The 11425-nt window shown below is 65.7% G+C and carries 11 protein-coding genes; 6 read left to right on the plus strand and 5 right to left on the minus strand.

The features are described from left to right. Positions 1–10: 10 nt before the first annotated feature. The 4 genes from G6N67_RS34415 to G6N67_RS34430 are packed head-to-tail and all read right to left on the minus strand — an operon-like array spanning position 11 to position 5536. The gene (locus tag G6N67_RS34415) at positions 11–1225 is read right to left on the minus strand and encodes an ABC transporter substrate-binding protein (protein ID WP_230021436.1); all 1215 of its coding nucleotides are present in this window, start codon (positions 1223–1225) and stop codon (positions 11–13) included. Continuing rightward, positions 1218–2987, minus strand: coding sequence for an ABC transporter permease (locus tag G6N67_RS34420; RefSeq protein ID WP_036439455.1), 1770 nt, complete (start codon positions 2985–2987; stop codon positions 1218–1220). Before G6N67_RS34420 ends, G6N67_RS34415 begins: the two co-directional genes overlap by 8 nt. Then, positions 2984–4111 (minus strand): ABC transporter ATP-binding protein, encoded by a 1128-nt coding sequence (locus tag G6N67_RS34425; RefSeq protein ID WP_036439453.1) that lies wholly within the window; start codon positions 4109–4111, stop codon positions 2984–2986. The genes G6N67_RS34420 and G6N67_RS34425 overlap by 4 nt, the downstream gene beginning before the upstream one ends. Before the next feature lie 36 nt (positions 4112–4147). After that, positions 4148–5536 (minus strand): MmgE/PrpD family protein, encoded by a 1389-nt coding sequence (locus G6N67_RS34430; protein ID WP_036439451.1) that lies wholly within the window; start codon positions 5534–5536, stop codon positions 4148–4150. 274 nt (positions 5537–5810) lie between these two features. Here G6N67_RS34430 and G6N67_RS34435 point away from each other — a divergent pair, with 274 nt between their 5' ends. Next, the gene (locus G6N67_RS34435) at positions 5811–6482 is read left to right on the plus strand and encodes a GntR family transcriptional regulator (RefSeq protein WP_230021439.1); all 672 of its coding nucleotides are present in this window, start codon (positions 5811–5813) and stop codon (positions 6480–6482) included. A 13-nt stretch (positions 6483–6495) separates the two neighbouring features. On the opposite strand, the gene G6N67_RS34440 is transcribed toward G6N67_RS34435, so the two are convergent. Next, positions 6496–7353: an IclR family transcriptional regulator gene (locus G6N67_RS34440; protein WP_051579211.1), complete on the minus strand. Its 858-nt coding sequence runs from the start codon at positions 7351–7353 to the stop codon at positions 6496–6498. Between the two features lie 132 nt (positions 7354–7485). Here G6N67_RS34440 and G6N67_RS34445 point away from each other — a divergent pair, with 132 nt between their 5' ends. Genes G6N67_RS34445 through G6N67_RS34465 form a run of 5 tightly spaced genes read left to right on the plus strand, consistent with a single transcriptional unit; the run spans position 7486 to position 11424 of the window. Then, positions 7486–8709, plus strand: a complete 1224-nt coding sequence (locus G6N67_RS34445; RefSeq protein ID WP_036439447.1) for a CaiB/BaiF CoA transferase family protein — start codon at positions 7486–7488, stop codon at positions 8707–8709. Next, a complete protein-coding gene (locus G6N67_RS34450) occupies positions 8706–9500 on the plus strand; it encodes an enoyl-CoA hydratase-related protein (RefSeq protein WP_036439445.1) in 795 nt (264 codons plus the stop codon). Before G6N67_RS34445 ends, G6N67_RS34450 begins: the two co-directional genes overlap by 4 nt. Next, the gene (locus tag G6N67_RS34455) at positions 9497–9931 is read left to right on the plus strand and encodes a PaaI family thioesterase (RefSeq protein WP_036439443.1); all 435 of its coding nucleotides are present in this window, start codon (positions 9497–9499) and stop codon (positions 9929–9931) included. The genes G6N67_RS34450 and G6N67_RS34455 overlap by 4 nt, the downstream gene beginning before the upstream one ends. A 51-nt stretch (positions 9932–9982) precedes the next feature. Further along, positions 9983–10963 (plus strand): tripartite tricarboxylate transporter substrate binding protein, encoded by a 981-nt coding sequence (locus G6N67_RS34460; RefSeq protein WP_051579153.1) that lies wholly within the window; start codon positions 9983–9985, stop codon positions 10961–10963. Continuing rightward, positions 10960–11424 carry a tripartite tricarboxylate transporter TctB family protein gene (locus tag G6N67_RS34465; protein ID WP_036439441.1) on the plus strand — a complete coding sequence of 155 codons (465 nt, stop codon included), beginning with the start codon at positions 10960–10962 and terminating at the stop codon, positions 11422–11424. Before G6N67_RS34460 ends, G6N67_RS34465 begins: the two co-directional genes overlap by 4 nt. Position 11425: the final 1 nt, after the last annotated feature.

Genomic DNA, 11425 nt, shown 5'->3' on the forward strand with positions numbered 1-11425 from the left:
TTTGCAGGGCTCAACCCATGTAGCGGAACGCTTCCTTCCACCACTTCTCGTCGCGGGCGGCAAACTCGGCGAATTCTTGTTCGGTGAACAGATGGAATTGCGGCGAGTCGGCCTTGGGTAGCTGGTACGGACCGGATTTGACCTGTGGAATATCTGTGCGAGCAGGCACGAAACCCTGTGCCGCAGCGAAGCTTTGGCCAGATTTTGACATCGTCCAATTCATGAAAACTCGCGCGGCGGGGTTGGCCACCCCGTTGGCCGTCATGCCCATGAGGTTCTCCGACGCCGAGATGCCTTCCTCGGGCACCACCAGTGTGATTGGCGCCCCGGCCAGCTCGGCGGCGAATGCGTTGTTGAAGCTCAGTGAGGCGATGGCGATTTCGCCACGGGCCAGGGCATCGACTTCTGTGGAGGTGGAGTCGAAGATCCGCGGATCCTGCTGACCTTGTTTGACCAGGAACTCCCGGCCCAAGGTGTCGATCTGGAAATTCGCCAAAGCGTTGATGGTGCCGCCGGTGGTGATCGCGACGACGCCGAGCTTGCCGAAGTACTTGGGGTCGATGAGGTCGTGCCAGCCGGTGGGCTGATCTTCTTCGATGACTGCGTTGTTATAGCCCATCGCGTTGACGAAGTAGTAACAGTTCAGGTAGGTGTCGCGCACGCCGGTGTGCTGTTCGCGCAGGAGCGCGTCGAACGGCGTCTGGTAGGCGACGTATACCCCTTCTTCGGCAAGTTCGCGGGCAGCCCGGGGGTCGGTGAGCCGCACGATGTCGGCGCCGAGCTTGTTGGCGCCGTGTTCCGACAGCACCCGTTCGGCCAGCTTGTTCGTGGGCAGGCGGGTCAAATTGATATCCAGTCCGGTTTCGGCCTTGAACCGTGCGGCGGTGAGATCCTCGGCTTCCTTACCGGTGCCCGAGTACAGGTTGACGACGTGGCCTTGGGCGGCCTGCCACAGCTGCTTGTCGGCGATGAGTTCCCCGTTGATCCGCAGTCCGTTCGAGGTGTCGACCTGGGCAGCCGGCAGTAGTTCGGCAGCCTGTTCCTCCTTGCCTCCGCCGGGTTTGCCGCACGCAGCCACGGCGGCGGCCACCAGGAAAAATGCCGCCAGTGCCGCTGCGAGGCGGCGCAGGCGTGACCGGCTTATCGCCGATGACGTGGTGGGCATGACGGTTTCCTTCGAGAACTGTTGCGACAGAGTGGTTGTGGCGAGGTGACGGTCAGCCATGGTTGGCTCCGCCGGAGGCGCCGATCTTGCGGGGCAGATAGCTGAGGACGAACATGATGGCGCAGTAGATCAGGGCCATCGCCGAGGCTTCCCTCAGCGCCCCACCGTTTTCGAACTGGTCGTAGATGGCGATGGACAGGATCCGGGTGTCGGAGGTGTAGAGGAAGAGCGGCACGGTCAGTTCACGCATGCTCAGCATCAGCAGCATGAGGAACGTCGAGGACACCGCGACCCGCAGCAGCGGGACGGTGATGACAGTGATAGCGCGGGCTCGGCGCGCGCCGAGCAGGACCGCACTGTCCTCCAAGTCGCGATCCGTGGCCTGGATCGCTGCGGCAATACCGCGGAAGCCCTGGGGCATCTGCACTGCGATGAATCCGATGATCAGTACCCACAGGGTGCCGTACACCGGGACCGGCATGATCAACCACGTCCACAGCAGCCCGATGCCGAGCACGATCGCGGGGATGGCCAGCGGCACCATCGACAGCGCCTCCAGCAGCCCACGGGCATAGGAATTCGTGCGGTACACCACGTAGCCGACGACGAACGCGAGCAGAGTCCCGCCGGCTGCGGCCGCCACCGATACGAGCACGCTGTTGGTGGCCGCGGTGGTGAACAGATCCGAGGTGAACACGTCGGCGAACGAGGTGATGTCGAGGGCTCCAGGCTCGGCGAGGCTGCCGAACGACGACATGTATGGCGAGCTGCGGATCGCCGAGAGCGCCAACGCCAACAGCGGCAACACAATCGAGAGCACGAAATACACCACCGCGGCGATCAGCGCCGGGGTCCGCAGCCGGCCCAGATCCAGCGTGCGGGCTTTGACGCCCTTGCCCGAGACCGTGGTGTAGGACCGTTTGGCCAGGATGCGGCGCTGCGCCAGGGTGATCGCGACAACAGCGACGACAAGCACCACGGCGACGACCGAGGCTTCGTTGCCCCGCGACGGCGAGGCGTTCATCAGCCGGTAGATGAAGGTGGGCAGGGTGTCGATACGTCCGGCGGTGGCCAATACCTGTGAGACCGGGAAGTTTTCCAGAATCAGGATGAACATCAGGAGCCCCGACCCCAGAATGGCGGGCATGGCCAGCGGGGTGCTCACCGAGGTGATGGTGCGCCACGGCGAGGCACCGTGGACGCCGGAAGCATCCTCCAGGTCGGGGTTCATCAGCGACATCGAACCGTGGATGAGCAGGAACGCGTACGGCGCGTAGTACATCGCGAACACCATGATCACGCCGGCGTAGGAGTACATGTTGACGGGCCCGGTCATGCCGAGATCGCGGAAGGCCACGTTGATCAGACCCGCGCCCGGGCTGCCCAGGATCGACCAGGCCAACGCCCCCACATAGGACGGCAGGAACAGTGGCATCAAGCCGATCAGGAACACAAATCCCTTGGCGTGCACATTGGTTCGAGACGTGATGAATGCGAGGAACCCGCCGATCGCCAGGGCCAACGCGGTGGCGGTCGTCGCGATGAACAACGAACTGCCGGTCGCTGACAGGACGCCGGTTTCAATCAGCACGTGCAGGTTTGCCAAGGTGAGGTCGAAGGAGATGCTGCCCGGACGAGGCACGTCGGTGCTGAACGCGGCCAACAGCACGAACCCGGCCGGCACCAGGATGAGGAAACCGACGATGAGCAGCAGCGGCAGGCTGACGGTCTTGCCCCGCCAGCCGATCCCGAACAGGCGTCCCGACTTTGACGAGGCCGGCACTGCCGGAGGCGGCGGCTCGAGGCTCACGGTCGCGGTCATGCCGCCACGACCAGATCGTGCGCCGCGGAAGCAGTGTCGGGAAGCACTTTGACGTTCTCGGGGTCGATGAGCACCGACACCCGCGCCCCTGCGCCCAGGGTGCCGACGGCCGGAGGGGCCGTCACCGCGTCAAGCGTGATGCCGCCGTCCGTGAGAACCTTGCAGCGGATCGTGGATCCCTGGAAGACCGCCACCAGGATCTCACCGGTCAAGACATTGGCGTGCGGCGCCTGCGCCAGTCCTGCACCCTGGCGTTCGAGGCATACGGCGATGTCTTCCGGGCGGATACAGACGCTGGCCGCGGCGGCTGGCATGTCGTGACTGCTGGACAGCACTGTGGTAGTGCCATCGAGTTCCAGTGCGCGAGAAGTGGATCCGGCGGCAACCGGGAAAACGTTGGTGACGCCGAGGAACTTCGCGATCGATGCACTGGCCGGAGTGTCGTAGATCTGCTCCGGTGTGCCCAGCTGACTGATCCGACCCTCCTGCATGATGGCGATGTGGTCGGCCAAGGCAAGCGCTTCCTGCTGATCATGGGTGACGTACAGGCTGGTCAGACCGCGTTCGCTTTGGATACGGCGCAACTCGACGCGCAGGTCGTCGCGGAGCCGAGCATCGAGGTTGGAGAGAGGTTCATCGAGCAGCAGCACACTCGGCGACATCGCCATCGACCGAGCCAACGCGACGCGCTGCATCTGCCCACCCGACAGCATGCTGGCGCCGCGGTCCGCCAGATGGGCCAGGCCGACGAGTTCGAGCACGGCAAGCGCCTCACGCTTACGTTCGGCGCGGCCGACGCCCTTCATCTTCAGCGGGAAACAGACGTTTTCCATGACCGTCTTGTGCGGCCACACTGCGTAAGACTGGAACACCATACCGACGTTGCGCTTGTGCACCGGCACCACTCGCCCTGACGCGGCGTCGAACACAACACGCTCACCTATGGTGATCGTGCCGCCGGTCGGCGTTTCCAGCCCTGCGACACAGCGCATGGTGCTGGTCTTGCCGCATCCCGACTGGCCCAACAGCACCAGCGATTCTCCGTCGGGGATGGTCAGATCAAGCCCCTTGATGGCAGCTACCCCGTTGTAGGCCAGCTGAAGATTCTGCACGGTTACCTTCATTTTCAAGTCCTTTCAGCGCAATGAAGTCGAGCGAGGTCAGCGGGCCGACGCGGCGCGGACGGAAGCGTCGAGGTCGTCGAGAAAGTCCAGCGAGGCGAAGTTCCAGCACGCGTCGGCCAGCATTTTGAAGCCCGCCTCCCCTACGACGGGTTCGACCAGTCCGCGCGCCTTGACCTCCAAGTCGCTGTCGGACAACGGGTTTGAGGGTTCGCCGTAAGGCTGCTCGACCCGGTGTGTGTAGATGCTGCCGTCGCTGGTGGCGATGCTCACCTCGGCCGGCCTGCCGGTCTTCGGATAGGACTGCTCGGCCGCCTCGTCGAGTTCGACGACCACCGTGTCCATCACTGCCCGAATCTCGGCGTCGGACCGGCTCTCTGAAGAGAAGTCGGTCAGAGTCACCGCGCCACGCACCGCAGCAACCGCGACGGTGAACGGCACACTGAGCTGCGCCTGCAGCACCGTGTCGAGATCGCGGCCGGCGTGGCGAGTGGCGATCGCGAAGGTGCCCACCCGGATCGCGGTGATGGTGGCCGGATCGATGTCGTGATCGTGGCGCAACGCCAGGACGGCGTCGATCGCTCCGTGCAGGTGCCGGCAGCACGGATACGGTTTGACGTACGTCTTGAGGACTCTCCACTGCTCACCGAGCTCGCCGACGACGGTGTCTGCGAACCAGTCTCGCCCCTCCGCCCCGGCGTACGCAGCGAAATAGCCATCCCGACCCTCCAGAACCGTCGTCGGTCCGGTCAGTCCGGCCGCGGCCAGATCTGCGCTGGCGATACCGTCGCGGGCGGCCTTGCCCGGGTGGAAGCGTTTGACCTCTGCGGACTGGCCAAGGAATTCGAAGAGTCCGCCGGCATGCGAACCGGCAATCCCCAGAGCATTGGCGATGCCCATCTCGTCGAGATCCAGCAGCACGGCGACGGCTGCGGCCGCGCCGAACACGCCCGCCACCGGGGTGTTGTGGAAGTGGCGGTTGCGGGTGGCGGGATGGCCTGCATCGGCGATGCGGCACGCCAGCTCCATGCCGATCGCAGCCGCGTCGAGCACGCGCTGGCCGTTGAGAGCGCGGTCCTGGGCCACGGCGAACACCGCGGGAAAGACGACCGACGTCGGGTGCATGCTGCCTGGGGTGTATCCCTCGTCGGACTCGATGCCGTGGCCGTTGGTCCCATTGATTACGGCGGCCCCCAGCGGGGACACCCGGCCATGGCCGATTGCGGTGGCGGTGTCGCCGCGATACATCCGCCGCACGTGGGCACCGACCACGGCGGACACCTCACCAACCGAGCTCGCGACGACCCCCGACAAATGGTCCAACAGCATTCGCCGGACGTGATGGTTGACCGCGTCGGGCAGGCTGCGGTTGCGCTGCGTAGACACCCAGCGCGCCACCGCCTGGGTCAATGGGCCGTTGTCAGGCATGTTGTTTTATCTCCATGAACTCGGTGTCGGCTGTCCGGCCGAGATCGGACACAACAGCAACGTGATAGATGTCACCGCTGCTTATCGATTAGACCTCAGTCACATAGCTCACGCTACATACTCTATAGAGTGTTGTCTACCTTCAATGTGATGTGCATTATGCGCTGTACGACGTAGACTGCAACGAAGGACTCGTGCCCCATGGCCGCGAGCCCCTGTGCGGAAAGAGAGGACGAATCCGGTGACCTCCAGCGTCGGTGACCCTGCACCCCCCGTGAGTCGGACAGCGTATGTGGTCGAGCGGCTCAAGGCGGACGTCGCCAGCGGCGCCATCAAACCCGGTGAGCTGATCAAGCAGACAGTGCTGGCCAAGCGCTACGGCGTCAGCGCGACGCCGGTCCGTGAAGCGCTGCGGATGCTGGAAGCGGACGGAGTCATCGACTACTCCGACCATCGCGGTGCTTCGGTCCGGGAGATGACCCCTGAGGCGGCCCGCGACCTGTACCGGCTGCGTGCCGCCGCCGAAAGCGCCGCCGCCGAAATGGCGGTGGAACGGATGACGCCCGCGGGGCTGGTGTCGATCCGTGCCGCGCATCAGGCGCTGGCCGGGGCCCTCGCGTCGCGAGATACCGAGCCGGCGACATTGTCCGTGCTGAACCGCCGCTTCCACTTCGCGATCTACGCAATGAGTTCGCCGCTGGTGGTACAGCACATCGAGTTGCTGTACGCGCGATTCACTCCCGGCACCACCGTGTGGCGCGACCGCGCCGACGCCGAAGCCCTACAGAAGGATCACGACCAGATCCTGGACGCGATCGAGCGCGGTGATGCCACAGAAGCCGGCCGGCTGACCGCCAAACACGTACGCCACGCCAGCGTCATCCGCGAAGGCCGCCCCGATCTGCGTGCCGCCGGCGCCGACGAGCGCGAAACCTTCACCAAATGAACCAGTCCGCGATCTAATTGCTGATCCCGTCAGAGCCCAGGGTGATGTCCGGCACGCTTGCGTGAACTCCTTCCGCCGTGGCACCCAGCGCCGTCGACAGCTGCCACGCCACTTCGCGTATGCGGCAGCCGATTACGCTCGCGCGCTCGGGGTTCATCCGGACGGCGGGAACCGACGCACCGATGGCGCCGATCACCCGTTGGGTGTGATCGAAAACCGGTGCGACGACGGCCCAGATGCCGACTGTGCGTTGCCCGTTGGACTCGGCGTAGCCGCGCACGCGGGCCTCGGCGAGTTCGCGCTCGACGGCGACCGGGTCGACGACCGTAGTGGGCGTCACCTGGTCGATCGGCTCGGCAAGATGACGGGCCCGCTCCGCCTCGGGCAGCGCGCACAGGATCGCCTTGCCGGGGCCGCCGTACGCAAGCTTGATCGGCACCCCGATATCGGTATACGTGCGTCGCAGCTCCTGGTGACTCTCGACCTGGGCGGCCACGATCCGGTGGCCCGTCTGCAACAGCTCGTGCAGGCCGATCGTCTCGTCGAATTCGTCGCGAAGCTCGGTCATGAACGGTAGCGCGGCTTCGCGCAGTGTCCGCGGCATCGCGCCAGAGTTGGCCAATTGCAACAGGAACGGCCCCAGCCCGTAGCGCTTGGCGCCCGTCTGCCTGACCAGATGGTTCTCCTGCATCGCCGCGAGCAGCCGGTGCACCGTGCTGGTCGACAGACCCGTCGCGCGCGCCAGTTCGCTGATGCCGAGCTCAGGCCTGCGCCCGTCGAAACACCGCAGGATCGCAACTGCGCGGTCGATCGACTGCACGCCGTTGCGTCGCGGTTCTGGCCTGTCCCCACCCGTTTCCACGCCCAACATCTTCCACTCCTTCCAGCCCCTCAGGTCCGCGGCGTCGTGATCCACATCGCACACCGGGGTTGACGTGACTCCGATCACGCCCTTAATCTTTCCACGAAGCGTAAAGGCTATCCCACAATGCGGGAAGGATCAATGCGACCACTCAGCAGATTCCGAGTCCTCGACCTGACGAGATTTCTGTCGGGCCCCTACTGCACGATGGTTCTGGCCGAACTCGGCGCCGACGTCATCAAGATCGAACAGCCCGGCACGGGCGACGACTCGCGGCGGATGGCCCCTAAGGTGAACGGCGAGAGCTACCCGTTCGCGATGCCGAACCGCAGCAAGCGCTCCGTATCCCTCGACCTCAAGTCCGAACGCGGCCGCGAGCTGTTCCTCGAACTCGCCCGCGACGCGGATCTGGTGATCGAGAACTTCCGCCCCGGCGTCGCGAACCGGCTCGGCATCGACTACGACGCGGTGCGCAACGTGCGCGACGACATCCTGTACTGCTCGATCAGCGGATTCGGCCAGACCGGCCCATACCGCGACCGGCCCGGATTCGACATCATGGCCCAGGGCATCGGCGGATTCCTGCGGATGACCGGCCACCCCGGCGGCAAGCCCACCAAGGTCGGCATCGCCATCAACGACATCGCGGCAGGCGCCACGGCGATCTATTCGATCCTGGCCGCCGAGCTCAACCGGCGTCAGACCGGAGCGGGCCAGTACATCGACATATCGCTCGTCGACGCCGGTCTGGCATGGACCGTGTGGGAGTCCGGCGCCTACTTCGGCAACGGCGAAACCCCCGCACAGACCGGCACGCGGCATCGCCGGTCCGCGCCATACCAGGCCTACCGGACCGCAGACGGTTACGTCACCATCGGCGCCAACACCGACCGCCTGTGGCTTCGGCTCATCAACGATGTGCTCAAACGACCCGACTGGGCCGATGACCGGCGCTTCGTCGACCTGCCCGCCCGCATGGACCACCTCGACGAACTCGAGGCAGAGATCGAGGCCATCACCACCACGCTCCCGACCAGTGCCTGGGTCGACCGGCTCGACTCGGCGGGTGTACCGGGCGGACCCGTCCTCGCCTATGCCGACACGCTCGACGATCCGCACGTCAAGGCCCGCGGCATGATCGTCGACCTCGAGCACCCGATCATCGGCCCCATGCGGACCATCGCGCCGCCCACGAGGTTCTCCGAACTCGACTTCAGCGTCCGCTCCCCGGCGCCCTGGTTGGGCCAGCACACGGCGTCGGTCCTGGCCGAGCTGGGTGTCGGACACGACGAGATCGACCGCCTGTTCTCCGAGGGCATTCTCTACGACGCGCACCCCGAACTGCAGGAAGGACGTTCCGCATGAGCGGCAAGGACATTCGCGTCGAACGCGACAGCCAGACGCCGAGCATCGCCACCGTGGTGCTCGACAACCCGGGCAGCCACAATGCGATATCACTCGGCATGTACCGCCGCATCCCCGAGGTCTTCGCCGAACTCGACGCCGACCCGGCCGTCAAGGTGATCGTGGTACGCGGCGCGGGCACCAAGAGCTTCGCGTCCGGCGCCGACATCACCGAGTTCGAGGAGGTGCGCGGCAACAGCGCATCCGCGAAGGCCTACAACGAGCAGGTAGCCGCGGCCGAGCACGCGGTCGAGGGATGCACCAAACCGACCATCGCGATGGTCCACGGCTACTGCATCGGCGGCGGCTGCGGGCTGGCGCTGGCGTGCGACCTCCGCTTCGCCGACGAGCGGTCTCGGTTCGGGATCACCCCCGCCAAGCTCGGTCTGGTGTACAGCCTGGAATCCACCAAACGGCTTGTCGATGTCGTCGGGCCGTCGCGCGCGAAGTGGATCCTGTTCTCCGGCCAGCACATCTACGCCGAGGACTCGCTGCGGCTCGGCCTGATCGACGAGCTGGTACCCGCGGACGAGCTGGAGAAGCACACCTACGAATTCGCGCGCCTCGTCACCACCCGCGCGCAGTTCAGCGTGCGTTCATCGAAGCGGATCGTCGAGCTCGTGCTCGGCGGCCAGAGCACCGACGACGACGTCACGGTCGACATCCGCAACTCGTCGTTCGACACCGACGACTATGCCGAAGGGGTTCGGTCGTTCCTGGAGAAGCGGCCCCCGAGGTTCACCTGGTCATGACCACGACAGATCCCCTGCCGGTCGCGGCCGCACGTCACGCCACCGCGCTCGCAGAACCGAGATTCGGTCAGTACTTCCTCATCCATTTCCTGGGCCTGTCCATCGATTACCGCGACGACGAGCAGGCCTGCACCGTGAGCCTGCCGTTCGCATCCCACCTGTGCAACGCCGGCGGCGGCGTGCACGGCGGCGTGCTGTCCACGGTGCTCGACATCTCGATGGGCCACACGTGCAACCGCTACCTGTCGGCGGGGTCGACCATCGAGATGCAGATGAGGTTTCTGCGCCCGGTCCGTTCCGACGTCACCTGCACGGGGCGAATCGTCCACGGCGGCAGGCGCATCGTCCAACTCGAGTCCCGCATGCACGACGGCTCCGGGCGGCTTGTCGCGACCGCGAACGGCTCGTGGTTCCGCCACGAAAACAACTGACACCCAACAGCTCTCCCCCGCCACCACCCACCACTCAACGAGGAGAACACCATGCGATTGAAGAGCGCTTTCGCCGCGCTGGTCGCTGTCACCGCGCTGGTCCTGCCGGCCTGTAGCGGTGCAGGGAGCGGCGGCGGGTCTGCCGAGGACTACCCGTCCAAAGACCTCGACTGGACCATCGCATTCGGCCCCGGTGGCGGCAACGATCTGATGGCCCGCAAACTGGTCCAGGTCATCCAGGAGGAGAAGCTCTACCCGGCCGACATCGCGGTCGAGAACCGCGAAGGCGGCAGCGGCGCGACCGGTTGGGGCTACCTACTGAGCAAGCGTGGTAGCGGCTACGACGTGTCCACCACGTCGGGATCGTTCCTCACCACGCCGCTGCAGGCCAATCCCGGTTGGACGTACCAGGACTTCACGCATGTGGGCCTGCTCGCCACCGACGACGCCCTGCTGCTCGTCGACGGCGCCAAGAACATCAACACCTTCGAGGACTGGGTGGGCTACGCCAAGAACAAGGGCACCGTCGTCGTGGGCGGCATCGGAACGGTGAACGTGGACTTCATCCTGCAGTCGATCATCGCCGAGCACGCCGGCTACAAGATCGAGTACGTGCCGTACAACGAGGAAGGCCAGGTCCAGACCTCGCTGCTGTCCGGTGCCCTCGATGCGATGATCTCCAACCCGGGTTCGATTCTGGGACAGGTCGAATCGGGCGACATGAGGCCACTGCTGTTCACCGGTAAGGAGCGGCTCGCGGCGCTGCCCGACGTCCCGACCGGCGAAGAGAAGGGCATCACCGACCTGCCCTCGATGCCTCGCGGCCTCATCCTGCCCCCGGACGCCCCGGATTACGCCCGCGACTGGTGGATCAAGACGATGCAGCAGGTCGTGAAGAGCGAGCAGTGGGGCAAATTCCTCGCCGACAACCACCTCACGCGAGACGAGCGCTGGGGAGCCGACTTCACCGCATATCTGGAAAAGACCACGGCCGAGTTCGAAACCACCCTGAAAGAGCAGGGCGCCCTGTGACTTCGACAACCCGGCCGACCACCCCGTTCCACGTGCCCGCGCCCGCGCCCGCTGCCACGGCAGCCCGACCGAAACGAAATGTCAACTGGCCCAAGCTCGCGTTCCTCGGAGTGTTGCTCCTGGTCTTCGCGGTCTACACCGAGATGGCCATGGGTATGCAGTGGCGCACCGTGGCCGGCCGCATCGGGCCGGGCTTCTTCCCCCGGATCCTCGGCGCCACCGCGATCGCGGTCACCGTCGTCGCACTGGCCCGCGAACTCTTGGCGCGGGCCGGCGAAAAGCCCTCCGACGCAGTGGAAGCCGCCGAGGAAGCCGCCGAACCCGACCTCGGCCGCCACCCGCTCGCGCTCGTCGCCTTCGTGGTCGCCGCCGCCGTGTTCGTCGCGCTGTTCGGCGTCCTCGGTGCCGGGTCTCTCCGGGGTGCTCTTCCTCGCAGCCACGCTGTGGTTCCTGGACCGTGAA

Source organism: Mycolicibacterium mageritense, from assembly GCF_010727475.1.
Lineage (GTDB): Bacteria > Actinomycetota > Actinomycetes > Mycobacteriales > Mycobacteriaceae > Mycobacterium > Mycobacterium mageritense.